Raw genomic sequence first — 20,939 nt, 5'->3', positions numbered from 1 at the left:
TATCAAAGCAAGAAGCGGGAACTGTAGGACAAGAAATAAATCAAATGAGCAATTGCAGCAGGGCTTATTAAGTCAATTTTAGGCAGTTATTCATCAATAATAAAGGTTGAATTTCAACTAAATAAGAAAAATAAATTATAACTTCTGGATATTTAGTCTTCAAAAATCAGCTTCTCCGAGCTTTTAATTTTGATGCCTTCATTTTTTGCGGGTTCTATAGCCCTTGCCAGTTTTATTATAAACTTGACCTGTTTGATGGAGCCAGGTTGTTAATTGCCAATGTCCCATTAACATAAACATCAATGCGAGCAAAGGTATTTGATGCAGGATCAGCAAATGAGTTATGGTAAAGCAATAATGAAGTGCCCTTTAGGAAGACCACTTATAGTAAGCTCAATCTCTGCTCCGCATTTCCAACTTCTACAACCATACCATCACATATTAGTCGGGCATAATTTGGCGCCTGTACTCCTGCTTTATACCTGTCAGCACGCAATGCAGAACCCTTAGATCCTGCCTTCCTGAAGGTAAAAGTAACTCCGTTAATTATCTTTGTTATACTGACAGCATTATCAGCAACCCAGGCCAGGTAGTTCGAGTCATTGGTTTCAGCATCATCGCGGCCACTCATATTCAGGTCGACTTTGATGACCAGCCTTTGAGCCATTATTGAATGTAGAGAACTTAAAGTTAAAGCAATGAAGAATAAAAGTTTTCTCATAAAGTATGGGTTACAAGAATATTCTTATTTCTGCATTATTATTTTTTAATCCTTGTTAAGCAGAATACCCAAGCCCAAAATCAGAAGTAACATTTTTCAAAAAAAATGTAAAATAAAAAATACACACCTCTATATCCTTCTTCCTGAGCTGTAATAAGGATGTTTAATCGTTTTAAGAAATTGCGACCAGATAAAGATGTTAAACTTAAATGACTCTTGATTGTAAATTAGAACAAGTGATCTTACCCAAAAGCAGTAATAAATTAATGGATCAAACATCTTAAACTTTTGAATGAACCTGCTTTACATAATCCTGAAAATAATCATTCATATTTGATAATATTGACTTAACAGTAAGTTAACATAACAGACTAATTTGCAATACGTTTTATTAGTAAATCGTCATACATAAAGATATGAGGACATTTAGCAAATTAGAAAAGAGCATCATAAAAAAGATTATAAGTCTTAGTAAGAAAGGACAAACAATGATCTCCCCTGAGCTTTTTTTAGAGAATCAACTGAATTCATCTTCTCAACTATATGTCATTGAAGGAAAAAGTATACCTACCATATCTGATGAAGGCGTATGGAATTTCAGTAAAATTGAAATAACAGGTAAGCCTGAAGATGTTTATAAAGATTTCTACGAATTGCCACAAAGATTCTTGCTGATCTCTGAATTTATAGATTATCTTTTAAAAGAAGAATATCTGATGATTCAGGGAACCAGATTACCCTCCAGCTTTTACTTAAACAAAATTGCAAACATACCTGAAGATGAAACAGGTATAGCTGAATTAGATTTAAAGATCACGCCTACAATCAAGTTATTCCTTGATAAATATACTCATTACTATGCACCCACTGATGCTTTAATAAATCTTTCTCAAAACAACTTCTATACATATTCAAGACAAAGCAATTTTCGGAAAAGAATACTGTCAATACCCACTGCTGCAATGTATTTATTCGGAACCCGAATAAACCATTGGCTAAAAAAAACCCGGCTGTTAAATCAACAGTCAATAAAATTAAACCCCATACATGGAATACATTACAGCAATATGAGGTCCAGTGAAATTGAATTCGAAACAGATCAGATTTATCTTTCATTACTTGAAGATTGACCTAAGCACATATACAAAGTCAATTTCAGTCACTTTGCTTTCATTTTGAATGATTAGATCTTATAGCTTTTCTATTAAAATGAATAAAAGGATTAATGGTCTGATAATACTAATCGGTCATTATATTTTTTTATGGTATATCTAAAATCTTCCCGGAACTCCCCCAAACAAAGGGTAAAACCAAAGTATTCACAATTAAAAGACTGCAAACCAACATCTTAATAAAACAGCAGACCCAAATTTGAGAGTCAGCATAAAGGTAAACTGTGGTGAAAAATTTTTTTTGCCTAATCAATTAATTTTTATAAGTTTACGTGCTATTTATAATAAGTCTAAATAAAAATTAGAAATTTTCGCTACTAAGCAAGAAATTTCTGTCTGCATATTATTGAAAGAACAACCTGAAAAACAACCTTTAACAATGATTGATATTCACTGAGCTTACGGTTCAATCAGAGGCCTTAAGGACTGGTATTTTGAGGCCAAATTTGGGTCATACAAAAATTATAGGAGTAAAAATGAAATCTTATTTTCTAGCTTTTTTAAATATTTACTTTTTCCTGTCCGGAGCATGTTTTGGACAAGGTGATAATTGTAAAGTAACCGGAAGGGTTCTCACTGTGACGGGAGAGCCAATACCTTATGCAACTATTGTAACAGATCCATTGCAGTTAGGATCAATGTCAGACCCAAACGGAACATTCACCATTGAAAGAGTACCATTTGGGACCTTTAGCATTCAGGCGCGAGCTATTGGTTTTATGCCTTACTCAATAACAATAACAGTGAAAGATACCGCAGCTCTTAATATTAATTTTACCCTTAGCCCCGAGCCGCATTCACTGGATGAAGTGGTCGTAACCGGCAAAAGTGAAGCCAGGAAGATTAAAGAGAGCGGCTTTAATGTCAATGTTATACAAACAAAGAATTTCTCCAACAGAACAAGTGATCTTAATCAGGTGCTGGGAACTACTACCGGCGTTAGAATAAGAGAAGACGGAGGGCTTGGTTCAGGATTTAGTTTCTCTCTTAATGGGTTTACTAGCAATCAGGTGCGCTTCTTTCTGGATGAAATCCCAATGGAGAACTTCGGATCTTCACTTACATTAAACAATATCCCAATCAATCTAGCCGACAGAATAGAAATCTATAAAGGTGTAGTACCTGTCTGGCTAGGTTCTGACGCATTGGGAGGCGCAATAAATATAGTCACCGATAAAAAATCCAGAAATTTCCTTGATGTATCGTATTCATACGGTTCATTTAATACACATCGAACCTCTGTAAACTTTGCTATTACAGACTCTGCAACAGGCCTCACTGTCCGCGCAAACCTCTTTCAGAATTACTCAGACAACAATTATTGGGTTGATGTAGATGAAGTCGTAAATGGATACACTATTACAGGAAATAAAATTCGAGTCAGAAGATTTCATGATACCTATGATTCCAAATCAGCGATTTTTGAAGTTGGTCTGCTTGATAAAAAATATGTAGATCAATTATTATTTGGATTCATAGCATCCGGCAGTGATAAAGAAATACAAACTGGAGCAACTATGGAAAGGGTCTATGGAGAACGCAGACAACTGAGTTCTACCTTGATGCCTACATTCAAATATCAAAAGAAAAACCTTATTGTAAAAGGATTGAGTTTAAGCACCTACGCTTCTTACAACTTCGGTCATGACCAAACCATTGATACAGCAACTGCCCGGACATATTCGTGGAATGGCACCATAGGGTACAAGGCAAACAGAGGAGAAAACACATTAACTATGTATCGCTATAGCAATAATCTGATGCTGGCTACTGCAAACCTGAGTTATCTGATTTCCGAACATCATTCACTGGTTGCTAACTATACCTTTAATCGCTTTGATCGCAAAGGCCATGATGAAATAGATCCGACCAACATGAGGTATCGGCATCCTCAAGTTGTGAGCAAATCCATACTAGGTTTGGGCTATCGTTTTGACTGGGAAGAGAAATTAACTTTTTCTGTCTTTGCCAAGCAATATCTCCAAAACGGTGCTTCCTATTATATATCTGACAAATTCGTTGCCGATTCCTGGAAAATAAAAGAGCTAAACCGTCAGCATACAGGATGGGGACTAGCTTCACAATGGACAATATCTCGAGGACTGAAAGCCTACGCGTCCTACGAAAACTCCTTTCGATTACCTGAAGGATGGGAATATTTCGGAGATGGAGTAAATCTGGAAGGAAATCCGCACATAAAAACAGAGAAAAGTAAAAATTTCAACTTAGGATTAAGCTACCGTTTAAATACCAAGCTTTCCCATAAAATTATACTGGAAGGAGGATTCTTGTACAGACGTGCCAAGGACTTTATCCGAACCCAAGTGATAACTATAACTACTGAAGTTATCAATGAAGCTGCTATAGAGGTAACAGGATTTGATGCCGACATTCTTTATGAATACAAAAACTTTTTACGTCTTTCTTTAAATGGTACCTGGCAAAATACCTTAAGTCTTGTTCAATATGATGGGCATGGCAATCAATTGGAATCTTATCTTACGAAAGTACCTAACATCCCAAATCTTTTTGGTAACGCAGATATATCAGTTCAGAACAGAAAAATTATCTGTTCACACGATCAGCTATCCCTGGGCTATCGTTTTGCTTTTGTTGAAGAATATTTCCTGAAATGGGAAATATATGGAAGAAGAGATACTAAACTTAGAATTCCAAGACAGACTTCCCATGCAGCATATATTTCTTACTCTCTGAAAAACGGACGCTATAATATCAGTGCGGATTGTAACAATATTTTTGATGCACAATTGTACGATAATTTCAAACTTCAAAAACCTGGCAGGGCATTTTATGTCAAACTTCGCTATTTCATTAGTAAACCATAAACCATTAAATAAATTTTTACCATGAAAAAACAATTATTACTCTGGGGTATAGGTCTGACCTATGCTGCTATATTTTTAACTTCTTGCAGAGAGAAAAAAGATGACCTCCCTGATGTGGCATCAACAGGAGCCTATGTATTATCTGTTCGTTCTGAAGGAAGTTCAACTGTATCGACAGAGTATCTTACAAATGTTGATAATGTAAAAAGTGGAGAAATATCCATTGTCGGAAAAGGTATAGAACAAACAAACTACCATCATTATCAGCAGACCGGCAAATACCTTACTACTATTACCTATACTGATGTAAACATCGGAACGATCTACAAGATGAATGAAAACAAGCAACTTGTACAACACAAAAAATTTACTATAGATCGTTTGCATCTTTTTCATCCAATCAGTGAAGTAGAATTCTTAGCTATAAATATTCCTTTTAAAGTACAGGATCAGAATTACGGTACAATCTTTCGTGTAAATGCGGAAACAGGTTCCGTGATCATGCAAGGGAAAGTAAATCTTTATACACCTACAAATCATTCAGGTGAACAGGCTGTATTTTCAGGTATGGCTTTGAGAGGGAACAAACTATATTTACCCTTCTTCCATATTTCGGATGGCAAATTTAATTCTACATATACTGATACCGCTTATGTAGCTATATACTCGTGGCCTGACTTAAAATATGAAAAAAGAATCGTAGACAGCAGAACTGGTTTTATTGGTTCATACTGCGCAGCTGGGCATGTCTTCACCACTGAAAATAATGACATCTATACTGTATCTCCATGCTCTTTTTCTACAGGGGCTTCTCAAGAAACAAAACCATCCGGAATTCTTCGTATCAAAGCTGGACAAACAGAGTTTGACAAAGACTATTTTGTCAATATTGAAGATTTGAGCGGTGGTTATAAAATAAACAGTGCCTACTATCTTGGAAATAACAAAATGCTGGCAAGTATTTTTACAACTCATCATACAATAGCTGACAGATGGGCAAGAGCAGATGTGAAACTAGCTATTATTGACATTGCAGATAAGACTCTTAATTATGTAAACGGCGTCCCGGTGCATTATGGAGGAGTAACAGGTATGTATCCCAACCACTTCATGATCGACAATGAAGGCAAACTTCAAATCAAGATAAAAAGCGCTGAGGGCTTGTATATGTATGAAGTTGATCCTAATACATATACTGGAATCCGTGGCGCAAAGATTATTGGCCAGGATGTAATGCATGTTGCTAACTTAAAGTAATCCGATAAACCCTTTTAGAGAACATCTCAGGTACACATCCATATTTCAGATCTCCCTTTTGTATATTTCCAGGAGGGAGATTCTTTATTTCTGAAAGTCTAAAAAAGAACTCATCCTAAATCCTTCTCTTTAATAAAAAGATGTATTTGCTCTATCCTCCGGAGCCACTCGCAGGATCTGAGGTATAAAGAACCACAGATCCCTCTTTCCAACTGATGTCAAAAAACAAAGATTCTACATAACTTTCTATTAAGTTGACCTATGAACTGAAGGCGAAATGAATAAAGAAGTGAACAAGATCCAGTCCTGCCAATGGTTCCAATGAATTCACTAATTATAAAAAAAAGAGATTACCTTAAAGGCAGTCTCTTTTTTTATAATGATTTGGGTTAGTAATTCTTAATTTCCTGATTCATCAAACATTTCTCCAAGATGCTTTTCCATTACCAGGTAAGGATCATCTGTATGGGTAACATGACGGATATTTATCAGACTAGCCTTACTCATCATGCGCATCATCTGCCTTCTCTCACATTTAATTTTTTCACCATTAACAATCTTTACTCCTGCTTCAAATGCATTTCTTCCATGGGCACACAAATGATTGTTTACAAAAATGAGATCACCTGACTTAGGAATAAATTCGTTGTAGATTAACGTCTTTGCTTCTTCCCAGTATTTCATAAGGTAATCCATTGCTTCCTGTGTTTGATTTGCATCAGGATTAAAAATCTGTTCCGCTGCATCAAAACGAATAAACGGGAATTTTTCATTACCATACAATACAGGAGTTTTTACTTCAACCTTATTACTTACTTCCAAATGATAATTAGCATCCTGAGGACAACGATAAATAGAACGGAATAATGGTTTCAAGACATCACTTGCTTCTCCATGAGAGCGAATAGAATAAAGTGTAGACGGAACCAACTCTTCATTTCTAAGATACATAAAACTCAAAAAATCAGCTGGATTGAACAGAAATGCATCTTCAGTATGTACATATAGATCTGCTCTTGAGCCTGACCCTGTCTGAGTAAAATTCATGTTTTCATCCGGGATAATCGGATGCATCAACCCTCCTCCTTTTCGTTGAGAATAATACTGAACTGGTTTGGAAGGAACAGCCCCATGAAGCAGAGAAGAAATAAATCCATAAATATTGAGTTTACTAAAATCTGCTTCCTGCCATCTTGCAGGAGTGCGCCCCAGAGCTTGTTGGTCAACATGAACCAAACCTTTAAAAACAATTGCCCCATACTGTCTTGCTGAGAAATCCGTACCAAACCTGCTTAATATCCTGATAATCCTTTCAGGAAGAAACTGATAAGCATAAATATGAAGATTGCTTATATACTCTGGATCTTCATAAGTCTTATAAGCTTTGCAAAGAATTTCGCCTACCTGATTAATTGCTTTTCTCTCCTCTTCTGTTACCTCAATCATTTCAGGCTTTAAAGGAGCGAAGGCTTTATTGGGTAAGGTCGACTGGCTATTTTCTACCTCGAAAACAGGAGGTTCCTTATGTATAATATTCATAGCTAATGATTAAATAAAATTGGAGAATAAATTATTGTAAATTTTAATTAAAGGAATAGTTATATAGGTTCATTAATGTATGTAAACACATTAAATAAAACCATAAAGACCTCACCCTAAATCCCTCTCCTGAAGGAGAGAGAATTTAATGTGTATATTATTAGTTCTGTCGCTATTAATTCAACATTTTCTCGTCGACTATTCCCTTCTCCTTCAGGAGAAGGGCTAGGGACGAGGTTAATTGGCTTTGATACGAGAACTAAATAATTAATCCAAGCTTTTTAAACTAAGATTGATTCTATTGCTCTGTAATCATTTTTTCCATTTGCAGTCAAAGGTATTGCGTCTACATAGCTCACTCGGATTGTTCGGGGATGTAAATGCAGTCTGTGAGACAGAAGCTGGGTAATACACTCTTCTGATACGTGAGGTTCACTATGAACTATATACAGGAATTTATCTCCAACTCCATGACAAGCTACTGATATATTTCCAAGCTCTCTTTTCAGGAAGCCTTCAATTTCGTCAAGATTAATTCGATGTCCTGAAAGCTTTATGAATCGTTTCAACCGGCCTGTGATATAAAAATATCCTTCGTCATCACACCGGCCAATATCTCCGGTTCTCAATAATTTGTTAGTATCAAATGTCTTCAAATCTTCAGGACAAGAAGCATACCCTCCAAAAACATTTGGCCCCTCATACAATACTTCATTTGTATCAGGATCCAGACTCAAGGAACCTCCTTTTATAGCATTTCCTATTGATCCTGTCTTTCTTAGTATATCATCAGGGTGTAAATAGGCAATGCGGGCCGCAGCTTCAGTTTGTCCGTACATAACATAAAACTTTACCCCATAATGTTCTGCATACTGTCCAAAATTTCGTATCAGCCCATCACTTAACTTACCCCCAGCCTGCGTAAGATAGCGCAATGAAGGGTAATTCCTGGAACAGAATCCTATTCTGTTTAAGATCTCATAGTTAATGGGGACTCCTGCTAAAGATGAACAACTATAGTAGTCAAAGTCATACCAGAAATCTTTTTGCAGTATATCCTTCTCGATGCATAGGATACAACCTCCAGCAATAGAGTTGCTCGTAAATACGGATAAACCATAGGAATAGAACAATGGCAAATTTAAAGGAACTACATCATCCTCCAGTATAGGAAGGTAATCAACAATTGACAATGCATTTGAAAGAAGGTTCTTTTCAGAAAGCTTTACAAATTTTGGAGATCCTGTGGAACCTGATGTACTCAAAAGATATTTCAGATTATGATGTATCTCATAATTCACCGGATTTATACCAATATGAAGATTAATTCTTTCCCCATACTCAGCTACCTTATAACCGGAGATAACGTTCCTGGACATGTCATAGATATACACGGGAGAATATCTGTTTTCCAGTTGTATCTTAAGATACTCAGCAATTCCGGGGCTTAACAATACAATTACATGATCTGAACGAAGAAAATTAAGCAACACTTCCACTGATTGGATTGTATTGTCCAGATAGAGAAAGGCAAGGCTTTTAACTCCATTAAGATTCAATGAATCATGAAAATCATCTGCCTTGTATAACTTACCAGTTGCTCCGTCTATATACCTGAGGTTCTTATTTTCAAGTATAACCTTATATAAATTCTGATTCCCCATAATATTTATCTGATAGTAAAAATTAGGAATAAATATTTAGTTCCCGTTTCACATTTATTAACCTCATCCCTAACCCATCTCCTGAAGGAAATGGGAACAGTCAATGAGAAAAATGTTGAATTAATAGCGACAGAACTAATAACATACATATCTAAATCTCTCTCCTGAAGGAGAGAAATTTAGGGTGAGATCTTTGAAGGTCATCGGGGACTTAAATAGTTAATAATATTTAGTTCTTTAAATCTATATTATATTGGGCCAGCATCTTTTTTGCATCAGCATAACTCGTAAGAGCAAGAACATCATTCGTATTGATATTGATATCAAACGTACATTCTATTTCTTCTATCAAAGTCAGATGACCGAGAGAATCCCATTCAGGTATGCTCTGATAAGAGAGGTCTTCCGTGACAATTCTTCCAGGAATCGCAAGTGCTCTTGAGAATGCAGCCTTTAGTTTTTCTTCCGTACTCATATCTATAAATTCTTTGCTTGATTTAGATTATTTAATTTTATTGTTTACTCTTTAATTGATACAAAATTAGTCTGGGCAATATCAGCAGACAATCACCATGAGGTGGTAAAAGAAGGGTATATATTAAGGGTAAAAACAATACCTTTACTATGGTAGTATAGCGCTATAAATATAAGGTAGATATAGATTATATAGAGGCAAATTAGATCTAATACCTATTGTGGATTTGAAGCTATATAGAAATATGAGGCATAAAATACTTTGAATATATTCTTTACTCAGAATACGTTTCTTATCAATTGATAGATTATGCCTGTGCAATTATGCCGGATTGAATTGCATAATTACATAATTCAACTGCGGAATGTAATTGCAGCTTTTTCATTATATTCTTTCTATGGGTATGTACCGTATGAGGGCTAATATTTAATGTATCCCCAATCTCTTTATTAGTCTTCCCAATACTAATCTGTTTGATTATCTCCCTCTCTCTTATTGTTAGGGATGTTGTTGTTAAATCAATATTACTCTCCATCCTATGCCTGTCCGCAAGGATGATATCTACAATAAGAGGGCAAAAAAACTTTTCTCCCTGAATTGCAGAAGTTACAGCTTTTAAAATATCTCTTTTTCCACAATCTTTCATAAGATAACAATAGACATTCAGATCAAGCAATTTTATTATATCACCCTTTTTGTCATGTGCTGCAAGCACAATAACTCTGCAATTATGCAACATATTGAGTATTCTCTTAATTTCATTCAATTCAAAAAACTGAGAATTATAATCTATGATCAAAATGTCCGGACAAAATTCTACTGCTGTATAATTGAATTCATGTGTGTTACCGACTTCCTCTATAAGAAATCTTGACTCACCATCCCCTTCAAGAATCTTTTTGATTCCTTCTCTAAAAACCGGTTGCGAATCAGCTATTATAATTTTCGTCTTATCTTTAATTACCATTTCCATAGGTGTAGTGAGTTAGACAGTTACCAAAGGTATTTTGCTGACTATATCAGAAAGAAAGTCTGAACAACATTTAATTTCTACTCCTGGTAAAACTCATTTTTAATATCTTCTCTAGCAATCCCATTGAAAAACCAGGTTGAATAGCAGAATAATATCGGTGAAATTATACCCTGTTTAGAATAATTCCAAATAACTTCATCCTAGTATTTAAAAATACCCTCCACAGGTTATAAGCATATTCTTACAATCACTATCTCCTTTTCTCTTGTTGGACGAATAGCAATAAAAAGCCTGAGAACTCTGCTTCCCATTTAGTCATTAACTTTGAACTAGTCCTATAGCAAATCCAACCATTTCCATTTTAGTGTTTAGTTTGTTTAGTTATGTTACTGGCATTTCACAAATTAAAGATTGAGTGTATTACAATGAGCTGATCTCAATTGATTAATGGAAAGGAAGTATTACTTTGGTTCTTAGAGTTAACTGTATTAGCTGGAGGACAGCTGATCCAACATAAAAAGAAAAAAATATTTGTAATAAAAATCAAAAACTAAAAAATGATCATTTATAAATTGTAGCTTCCTCTGATTCAAAAATGAGAATGGTTGTCCTTGATTTTAATCCTTTTGACTTCATAAGAAAATAATTATACAAATTTCAGATTGTTAAATTAGTTAGTATGTAGTCATTTAGATTACATACACTATTCACAGTTTACTTAGCTTCCACTTTCCTGTCTTGAATACAAAGATACAACCTATAGTCAGTACAATTTCTGAAAAAGCAATTCCGACGAAGATTCCTGTTGCACCCCAGTTCAGAACAATAGCCAAGAGGTATGCCAACGGCAATTGGATAATTAGGAACATGATTATATATAACAATGTAACTGTATTTACCTTCCCCGAAGCATTCAATGATTTGGCGATTACCATGGTATAACCAAAGAAAAAGTAGGCTATAACCATAAATTGAAGGTATTGAACAGAATAACCAGCTATCACTGCGTCATTGGTAAACCAGCCTACAATTAGTTTGCAAAAGAATAAAACTACAAAACCTGTAAAACCCAGAAACAAAAAATTAAACAATCCAGCTTTCCATACGGACTCTTCTGCCCGGTCCGGCTGACCCGCTCCCAAATTCTGTCCTGTTAATATTCCGGCTGCATTGGCAATACCCCAGGCAGGTAATACAGTAAACATGATCACTCGATTAGCAATGATATAGCCTGCGAGGACACTTTCACCCAATCTGGCTACAATTACAACCATAAGAAATCGACTTAGCGAAGGCACCAAATACTGCACAATTCCCGCAAATGCCAAAGTGACCAGTTTAGACATAATTGTAATAGAAAGTTTTAACTGTTGCCTTCCTATTGAAATCCGTTTTTCCCGAAAAGCAAAATACCAAAACTGATATCCAACACTTAGTACATTGGCTATCAGAGCAGCCAATCCTATACCGGTAAGTCCCAATGCCGGTATTGCACCCAAACCAAATACAAACAATCCACAAAAGATTACATTCAGGAGATTTGAAATAGTCAGCGATCGCATAGACATGGCAGCGTTTCCCGTCCCCCGAAAGATTCCATTCATGAGTGTACGTATGAACATGAAGATGAGTGAACAGAACATTAAGGTAGTATAACTACCTCCTGCCTGAAACATAGCAGTATTAGCACCGGCAATTGTAAGGATAGGTTTTTCAAACCCGATTATCAATAAGGAAAACATGCCAGAGATTAATATGGTCAAAGCGATTACCTGAATCGCCACCAAGCCTGCTTCTTCCGGTTTTTTCTCACCGATACGTCTGGAAATTATAGCTGTTGCCGCTATGCTCAGCCCTGTCGGTATAGAGTAAAGGATAAGTATAACAGAATTAGTGATTCCTGCAAGCGTGATCGCCTGATTACCTATACTACTAACGAACAACAGATTTACCATTACAAAAAGCGACTCCATGACCAGTTCCAGCATAGACGGCAGAGCAAGGAGGAAAGTCGCCCTGTTTACACTTCCTGTGGTAAAGTTCTTTTCATTTCCCAGAAGAGCAATTTTAAATAAATTGGCGTACGATCTCAGTTTTAGTAACACAGTTATTGAGTTGAATAAGAATGAAGCTTTTGTTAGAATGTTATGAAAACCAAACCATTATATTTACAATGATTCGGCAAGATTTTTTATAGATTCGCCCTCTTGGAATTTTTCTTCTGAATTCACCGGTACTCCGAATTCCTGGAATGCAATCCGTTTTTCTACTCTGTAAATCTCTTTTCCAGCAATAGTATTAATAATTCTCGAGTTACGATAGGCACCCATTCCCAGATCCGGGCTTACAAAACCATGCGAATGTAGCTCGGCATTCTGGACAAAAATTTCATTGTTATTGATATCGACAGTATAGTTCCTGCTCACATTCAGAAGATTTTCAGAAGTTCTCATTATTCTGCTTTGTATGCCTTCAATGCATGCAGGCTCATTGTATTTATATCCGGTAGCAAGAATGACATAATCACTTTCCGATGTGAAATTTCTTTGCTGATGAACCTCAGTAAACTCAAGAAGGTTACTGCCTTTAAGGGTAGATGATATGGAATTTAATCTGCAATTGGTACGTAAAAATGCCGGTAGTTCTGTATTGTCCACAGACATTTCATATAGCTTGTCAAAGATGCTCGAAATAAGATCAAAATTAATTCCCTTATACAATCCATTCTGAGCATTTAATATTTGCCTGCGCTTTTCCGAAGATAAGTGATAGAAATAATCTACATACTCTGGTGAGGTAAGCTCAAGTGTTAGTTTTGAATATTCCAATGGAAAATATCTTTCAGACCTGGTAAACCAGTTAATTTTTAATCCGCTTTCCAGCTCCGGAAGCAGATCGGAAAAGATCTCTGCTGCGCTTTGGCCTGATCCAATTATGCTTACAGAAGTGCTATTAAGAATCTCAGACTTGCGAAATTGGTATTGAGATGTGTGAAGTACTTTTGGTAACTGTTGACGATTTGCAAAATCAGGAATATTAGGTTGAGTGCCTGTTCCCAAAACCAGTTTCTTTGTGATATACTCTTCTTCTTTTCCTGTGCTCATATTTTTGACACTCAGAATGTAAAGACCTTTATCATAAATGACGGATATAACCTGGTGCCCGAACCGACAGTTATCAAGCTGTAACGCCACCCATTTACAATAGCTGTTATACTCTTTCCGGAGAATAAAAAAATTCTCTCTGATAAAAAATTTATATAACCTGTCATTTTCTTTTAGATAGTTTAAAAAACTGAACCTGCTTTTAGGATCTGCCATAGTAACCAGATCTGTTCCCATGAAGGGGTTTTGCAAAGTGGCACTGTCCAGCATAAGACCAGGATGCCAGTTAAACTCACTAACTCCATCGAAAAAGATTGAAGACAATTCCTTTACAGGTTGCAAAAGTGCTGCCAGCCCAAGGTTAAAAGGACCAATGCCAATGCCGATTAAATTATATATAGTAGATTCTTTTTTCATGATAGTATTGAAAGTTTGGATGTTAAAAGTTGTTTATCAGAATTGAATACAGAATCAGGAAATTTTTCACGATACCACTCCCTGTAACATATATTCAAATGAGCTTTTTTATGTGGCATTTCAATAACCTTTTGAAGCCTGAATCCCACCTGGGCCTTATTTATCAAAGCAGCCATTGATTCTACCGATCCTTCTCCAACAAGTCTTCCAACTTTGGAATCATTAAATAACCAGTCAAGGATTGCACGCATACAGAGGACTGGATGCTTTTTGCTTTTGTCAGTGGTAGCAATCATAAAATGGGTACCATAATCATCCGGTAGCACTTCATAATAATCACCGACAAGATCAGCGACAGCCCTGTATACTTCTATATTGAAAGTAGGTTCACCGTTTATCATGCCGATATAACTATACATATGATTACCTGCATGGTTTTTTCTGTAATACTGTTCAAGCTTGTTCAAAGACCAGTTCATTCGCCAGATCTTCAGCGTATGCTCACGGTGAAACCATTCATGCAGCATTTCAATATCATGATCAGGATCAACAGGACGTAAACTGACGTTAATATCTTCTTCTGGAAAATATTTGCTAAACACCTCTTTCTTTGGGTCCGGGAATAATAGATCAGTGGAAATATACCTGTAATGAAGAATGTTCGGCGTCTTTAAATACACTACCGATGCTGTAGCTGTTCCCGCATCAATATTTCTGATAGCAGTTAACAAATTACCTTTAATGCACCATTGCTTTCTGGTTAAGAGATAATCTGTTATTTTACCCGGATTATCAAGATGCATCTGATAAGTCTTCTGATAAAAAATCTCTATCAGCTCTGATTCCGGAACTAGTTCATTTTTCCCGAATGCTTGAATTAACGCAGCAATATTACTGGTTATCAAAAAATGAGACAAGAGATCAAGCAGGGAGATTTCATTTTGAAAGTTGTCTTCATTGTTGCGCAGTTCCGGAATTATTGAGCATAAATAGTCCTTCTTTGTTTTTCTGAACAGATAACTCTGATTATCGCGCAGATATAATTTCTGTGGTAAATAATCATTACCCATTTCAATGAGTATATTCTGTTGATGTAACTCACAGATAAAACCGTAAGTCTCAAACATAGTAACAGTGGCTGGCAATATCATATCAAGATATTTGTCAAACCAGGTCTTTGCAGCAAAGGGAACAGAGCTTTTCATCACCTCAGCAGCTTTTTCAATGATCGATGCAATTCTGGCAGCTTGCCCTAAGACCTCATCCTGGCACAAAGATGCCAGTAATCCAATATTGGTATTTGCCCTGTTTCCTATGAATGGATTGTTCCTGAATGAGGTATTGAATCCAGCTATATTATGCCCATTGTAATTCACTGAAATGAACCCCGGATCATAGAGAAATTCAATGTCAGGATGCTGTTCTTGTAGACCTTTACCAAAGGCCTCTTGCATCAGTCTGCTGAAATCATATCCGCGATGCATTTCACTCAGATGATTTACACGCTCAGCACTGGTAATCTTTACATGAAGAGAAAACTTGAGCATCCAGGGGGTGTTTTCATTGTAAACAGTTCTTACCGATGAAGTCGCAGTGTACAATGGCCCCCATAAACCTATATCAATGAGCAATCCTAACTCCTGCATTTCCCGTACTTCAGACAGAGTATTTAAATACCCTGCTTCCCATGGATGTACTGGTACAGGTTTCCAATCAGAATTTTTAGTAATTACTTTAAACGTCTTATGATCCTGGGGTATGTAAGTCATGAGATCTTCTCTCAGTAATTTTGAAAATAGGTGTGCTGCAGTACTCCTTTCCAATACAATGCTTGGATGCGCAAGAAAATAATGTACCTGAAAGCGTTCACTGGTTTCAGGGCTATACTTTAACAGATCTCCATCTGAAAAGCCTTCTCTGCTTTTTGTTAGGGGATGAAAACTATGGCCGGTTACAAGGTTCTGTTCAGATTCAATAAAAGTCTGAAACGTTTTATTGACTTGTATCTTTTCTTCACTGAAAAAATTCAGGAAAGTGGTCATATTGCTAATACTGTTTCGCAAACGTCTTAATATATTCTTTTTGTCCGAGTCAGGATATTTGACATTGCATTCAGAAACGACAATTTCCATAAACCTGAAAATATCTATACTAATAATTTTACTGGAGCTGTTATTTCTTTCAAATACAGGAAAATCATAGACATGTTGTAAGTTACAAGCCGAGCGATAAAGAACAGGAATAAAAACATCTATATTGACAGATGAAAAGCGCATTTGAAGATGAAGCTCCTTACCTGACTTACGAATGAAAGCAGCAAGTTCCTCATCATACTTAGGAGCACCAATATAAAACGAGGCATTCTGAAGTTCTCGAAAGCAATTGTTGATAAGTATTGTAAAACTTATCTCTTGCGCTGCCTGCTGTGCTGATTTATACGTTTCTCTTGTTTGCATGATTCCTGATTGATTCAAGTATTTCCCTAATGTCATTCATGGATGTTATAGGGTTAAGTATGGTGAATTTGAGATAAAACTTTCCGTTTACTTTTGTGCACGCCAACAATACCTCTCCACTATTAAATAATGTCTTTTTTATTTTCTGGTTAAGATCACAGACTTTCTCCGGAGATATATTTTCAGGCACATAGCGAAAAACCAGGACACTGAAATCCGAATGACAGAGGAGCTCAAATTCAGGATCTGATTCTATGACCTGAGCAGCCTGCTCTGTTGTCTCTATGACTTTGTCTATATAGCTACCCAGTTTTTCTCTGCCCATAAGCCTGAGGGTACACCAAAGTTTCAGGGCATCAAATCTCCTGGTCGACTGAGTTATTGTTTTATTGATCTGGGCCGGATGCTCCTCATAATCCTGTTCCTGTGGATTGAGATAATCTGCATGATGTCTGATAATATCAAGGCTACACTTATTTCTAACTATAATGGCACTGCTGCTGATTGGCTGAAAAAAAGATTTGTGATAATCTATCGTTACTGAATCGCTAAATTCTATTCCGTTTAGCAAATGTCTGTACCTGTCTGAAAGGAGCAATCCGCAGCCATAAGCAGCATCAACATGCAACCAGAGATTATATTTATGAGCAATATTACCAATTTCATATAACGGATCTACATTCCCAAAGTCTGTTGTAGCTGCAGTGGCAACAATAGCAATTGGAATATTTCCAAACTCCATTTCTTTTTCGATGGCATGATTTAGTGCAGATACCTGCATTCTGAAACGAGGATCTGTCGGAATCCTGACAAGAGCCTGCTCGCCCAACCCCATCAGGGATGCATTTTTCTGATTACTGAAGTGTGATTTGTCAGAAACAAAAATTCTGAATTTAGAAGCTTCTTTAGGATTTCCATTAATTTTAATATTATGCCTCAGATGAGTGTTCGCATAATTGTCACGGGCCAACAAAAGCCCCATAAGATTGCTTTGTGAACCACCAGCGGTAAATACCCCGTCTGCACTATAGTTATATCCTATCTGCTCTGCAGTCCAGTCTATCAGCTTTCTTTCCATTAAAGTACCTCCTGCACTTTGATCCCATGTGTCTTGTGATGAATTGATTGCGCTGATCAGTACCTCTGCCCATAATGCAGGTATAACTACCGGACAGTTTAAGTGCGCAATGTATTTGGGCAAATGAAATGCTGTAGCATGATCTACATAAAGTCTGTTAATCTCTTCTTCCAACTGCCGATAATTCTTCAATGGCTTGTCAAAATCAACTTTACCAAACAGTTCTCCTAAGCTTGGCGGAGATATACCGCTAAAAGGTTTCTTAGTATTTTCAAGAAACTTTTCCGTTACCTGAATGGCTGATAGCATTGCTTTTTGGTAATCAGCAGCAGTATTCTCATAAAATATATCCTTTAGAAAATAGTCAGTAGTTGGCTCTGCAGGAATACTGATCTTCTGAATTCCTGGTTGAATTAGATCTTGCATAATTTCAGTTGTAAATTGTTTGTTTAAAAAAATCAGTTTAGCCAGGTGGTCTTTTGTTCTATAGGTGTTCTTTTTTTTTCGGCTTTGTAAGCTTCAGGATCACAATGACCTATAAAGAATAACCCTAATGACTGTTCATTTTCCTGCAATTCTAATGACTTGACAAATTCAATGGCAGGACCATTTGTTGCCCAGTATGAACCAAGATTATAAGCTGTACAGGTCAAAGCCATATTCTGAACCGCACAAGAGACTGCCGCTACTTCTTCCCATTCCGGAATACTTACATTAGTACTTTTATTCAAGATGATAGCAATTATGCAAGAAGCTTTTAAAGGATAATTCCGAAGGTATCTGAGCTTTTCCGCAAGGGCCTCCTGATTGGGTGCAGTCTTACTGTATATTGGCAAATAATAGTCAGCCATAAACCTTCCATAATTAATAAGCTGTTTATCCTGAAGCACAATAAATCTCCACGGTTCCGTCATTTTGTGTGTTGGTGCCCATATCGCGTTGGTAAGGATCTCACGAATCATTTCTGAAGAAATAGACTTTTTTATATAGGCATCAGCATATATACTCTTGCGATTTCGGATAATCTCTGACATAATACTTCCCTTTAAAAAGTCAGAGGATGATGATAGTACTGAAATTGTGGCGTATGAATTCATGGTAATACTATATCAAGCGGTTGTTATTGCACTTTCAATATTATGTTTCTTCGGATGTCTGTATTTATAAATTGGATTTTGATGTCTTCCGACTAGTTGAAAACTAGACACTGGATCTGCGGAATTGAACATTTGCCTATGGTTGCGTAATTGTAGCCTGTTTAAGCATGACTGGTCATACTCCTTCACAAAGAGATCAAACCGCTTAAATTTGCGTTCCAGATGAGTATTTTCCTGTTGGTAATCGTGAATACATTCTGCCACCAACCTCCAGAATTCTTCATCCGTAAACTGGCAGTATTCTTCAAGAATTGCTGTAACAAATCGGAAGAACCCATCGAAAACATCAATGAGGATGTTTAACATTCTGATATCATCAGGTATCTCCAGATAAATGCGTTGTGCCTTTTCAGGTAGTTTTACTTCAGGATTAAGTACATTGATCTCTTCTGTTATATCTTTCATAATGATCTTTACCGGAATATGATTTTCCAATACCAGAATCACATTTTCACCATGAGGAATAAAGCTCAGATCGTGTTCGTAAAAGGCGTGTAACAATGGAGCCAGATAACAACGAAGATATTTCCTAAGCCAATCAGAAATTGTGAAACCTGAGTTTTTAATTATTTCAGGAAGCAATGCCTGGTTCTCATGATCTATGTGTATTAAAGCAGCCATAGTCATAAGCTGTTGACCTTTTTTTGTTATAGAAGCAGGGCTTTCTCTCCATAAGGCGGCCAGCATTTTGTTGTAAGAGGAAGTTTGTCCAAACTTTTCAAAAGTAAAGTTCCTGTACCCTACCGTTGCAACTTCACATAGCATGGTAAATCCAAGGCTTTTAATATAAGGGTCTTTCCCGATCGTGCTTTTAATCCAGGTAGTAATAGCTGGTGTTGTGTCCATAAAATATGGACTCATTCCCCGGAGAAATCCCATATTCAGAATAGAAAGGGCTGTCTTGGTATAGAATTTTTCAGGATTACTGATATTGAATAAAGTACGCAGAGACTGTTGTACTAAATAAATATCAGGGCCTGAACCCATTAATACAAGTTGATTAGCTACTATATCCGGAGCAAACAATATAGCCAGTTTGTTATCCCATTGCCATGGATGTACTGGTATGAAAACGTATTCGTCAGGATTTAGACCCTTTTCCGCAAGCTGTCTGTTGAATTGCTGAATGATAGCTTCACCCAGTTCCTGTTTCATAAGATTTTCATAAGGCAGTTCTTCAACAGCATTGAACGAGGCGCGAGACTTATGTCCGGCAAGCCATACAAGTTGAATTGACTGATTAGCCTCCGGAGCGTATTTCCTGTAATCCTCAGCATCAAACCCTACACGACCATTGTTGGCTACAAATATCGGATGACCGTTAAACATAGCATGTTCAATAGTCTGGTAATCGGCATTCACAAGTTTATTAACCGGAATCTGATTATGCTTTAGAATAAACATACTTCCATAAAGGGTTGCTGTTATTTCCTCTAAATAGCCAGGCAGTAAAGTTTCCGGAATTTCCAGATTTTGTTGAAACTCCAGAATGAAATGAATGCTTTCTGGTAAATGGCTTTTGCCGTTGACCATTTTTTTTACTGAACCTTTCTTTAAAAGCCAGTGATTTAACTTCAGCACACGAGCTTCGAAATGGTAAATAATACTGGAATCTCCTGGTGTTATTAGTTTGTAAATCCCCCACCCATTTCGAGTTTCCTGTAAAGACGGCTTTATTATAGATTCATGAGCAAATTCGCTAATGATTTTTCCTATGTGAATCTCATTAGCCTTTTCCCAAAATTCTCTGGTGATGTGGGAATTTAATTCCTTGTCCATAGCTTAAATAGTTTGGCCATTGATATTACAATTTCAACTGATGCAAAACTATATTGATTGAAGAGCAGCTACAATCGCTTTTGGGAGGTAAAAAAGGGGTAGTCAGTAATGGTAGAAACTATACCACATCAAGGGTACAATTAAATTGGCTTTTACCACTGATAGTAAAATTACCTTACCTATCAGTTCAAAGATTCTATTATTGGTTCTAAATGTTCTGCTTCCTTCAGGAAAAGAATCAGGGATAAATATTTCTGATATGAGAGCTAAATCTTATAAGAATCAAAAAAAATAGCCCCGT

14 protein-coding genes are annotated in these 20,939 nt (G+C 36.5%); 3 read left to right on the top strand and 11 right to left on the bottom strand.

Annotated features, from left to right (window positions below; genetic code table 11):
• Window positions 1-382: 382 nt before the first annotated feature.
• Complete coding sequence (locus MYP_RS10090; protein WP_156140476.1) at window positions 383-721, bottom strand: hypothetical protein; 339 nt, start codon at window positions 719-721, stop codon at window positions 383-385.
• A gap of 416 nt (window positions 722-1,137) precedes the next feature.
• Here MYP_RS10090 and MYP_RS10085 point away from each other — a divergent pair, with 416 nt between their 5' ends.
• From MYP_RS10085 to MYP_RS10075, 3 genes are all read left to right on the top strand, one after another.
• Window positions 1,138-1,851 carry a hypothetical protein gene (locus MYP_RS10085; RefSeq protein WP_045462351.1) on the top strand — a complete coding sequence of 238 codons (714 nt, stop codon included), beginning with the start codon at window positions 1,138-1,140 and terminating at the stop codon, window positions 1,849-1,851.
• Window positions 1,852-2,369: 518 nt separating this feature from the next.
• Window positions 2,370-4,739: a TonB-dependent receptor gene (locus MYP_RS10080; protein ID WP_156140474.1), complete on the top strand. Its 2,370-nt coding sequence runs from the start codon at window positions 2,370-2,372 to the stop codon at window positions 4,737-4,739.
• A 21-nt stretch (window positions 4,740-4,760) separates the two neighbouring features.
• Window positions 4,761-5,996, top strand: coding sequence for a DUF4374 domain-containing protein (locus MYP_RS10075; protein WP_045462348.1), 1,236 nt, complete (start codon window positions 4,761-4,763; stop codon window positions 5,994-5,996).
• A 399-nt stretch (window positions 5,997-6,395) separates the two neighbouring features.
• On the opposite strand, the gene MYP_RS10070 is transcribed toward MYP_RS10075, so the two are convergent.
• The 10 genes from MYP_RS10070 to MYP_RS10025 form a co-directional block, all read right to left on the bottom strand.
• Window positions 6,396-7,535, bottom strand: a complete 1,140-nt coding sequence (locus tag MYP_RS10070; RefSeq protein ID WP_197060052.1) for a hypothetical protein — start codon at window positions 7,533-7,535, stop codon at window positions 6,396-6,398.
• 281 nt (window positions 7,536-7,816) lie between these two features.
• The gene (locus MYP_RS10065) at window positions 7,817-9,199 is read right to left on the bottom strand and encodes an AMP-binding protein (RefSeq protein ID WP_045462345.1); all 1,383 of its coding nucleotides are present in this window, start codon (window positions 9,197-9,199) and stop codon (window positions 7,817-7,819) included.
• Between the two features lie 229 nt (window positions 9,200-9,428).
• Complete coding sequence (locus MYP_RS10060) at window positions 9,429-9,674, bottom strand: acyl carrier protein (RefSeq protein WP_045462342.1); 246 nt, start codon at window positions 9,672-9,674, stop codon at window positions 9,429-9,431.
• A 307-nt stretch (window positions 9,675-9,981) separates the two neighbouring features.
• A complete protein-coding gene (locus MYP_RS10055) occupies window positions 9,982-10,647 on the bottom strand; it encodes a LuxR C-terminal-related transcriptional regulator (protein ID WP_045462339.1) in 666 nt (221 codons plus the stop codon).
• Between the two features lie 707 nt (window positions 10,648-11,354).
• Entirely contained in the window at window positions 11,355-12,752 is a 1,398-nt protein-coding gene (locus MYP_RS10050; protein WP_197060051.1) for an MATE family efflux transporter, read from the bottom strand.
• Window positions 12,753-12,815: 63 nt separating this feature from the next.
• Entirely contained in the window at window positions 12,816-14,168 is a 1,353-nt protein-coding gene (locus MYP_RS10045) for a lysine N(6)-hydroxylase/L-ornithine N(5)-oxygenase family protein (RefSeq protein ID WP_045462333.1), read from the bottom strand.
• The gene (locus MYP_RS10040; RefSeq protein ID WP_045462330.1) at window positions 14,165-16,624 is read right to left on the bottom strand and encodes a GNAT family N-acetyltransferase; all 2,460 of its coding nucleotides are present in this window, start codon (window positions 16,622-16,624) and stop codon (window positions 14,165-14,167) included. The genes MYP_RS10045 and MYP_RS10040 overlap by 4 nt, the downstream gene beginning before the upstream one ends.
• Complete coding sequence (locus tag MYP_RS10035) at window positions 16,602-18,128, bottom strand: pyridoxal phosphate-dependent decarboxylase family protein (protein WP_045462327.1); 1,527 nt, start codon at window positions 18,126-18,128, stop codon at window positions 16,602-16,604. The genes MYP_RS10040 and MYP_RS10035 overlap by 23 nt, the downstream gene beginning before the upstream one ends.
• A 32-nt stretch (window positions 18,129-18,160) precedes the next feature.
• Window positions 18,161-18,799 carry a nitroreductase family protein gene (locus MYP_RS10030; protein ID WP_045462324.1) on the bottom strand — a complete coding sequence of 213 codons (639 nt, stop codon included), beginning with the start codon at window positions 18,797-18,799 and terminating at the stop codon, window positions 18,161-18,163.
• A gap of 12 nt (window positions 18,800-18,811) precedes the next feature.
• On the bottom strand, window positions 18,812-20,638 hold the full coding sequence (locus MYP_RS10025) for an IucA/IucC family protein (protein WP_045462321.1): 1,827 nt from the start codon (window positions 20,636-20,638) through the stop codon (window positions 18,812-18,814).
• Window positions 20,639-20,939 lie beyond the last annotated feature (301 nt).

Source organism: Sporocytophaga myxococcoides (assembly GCF_000775915.1).
Lineage (GTDB): Bacteria > Bacteroidota > Bacteroidia > Cytophagales > Cytophagaceae > Sporocytophaga > Sporocytophaga myxococcoides_A.
The sequence above is the reverse complement of the archived record's forward strand: the minus strand, read 5'-3'. Positions and strand labels throughout refer to the sequence as shown.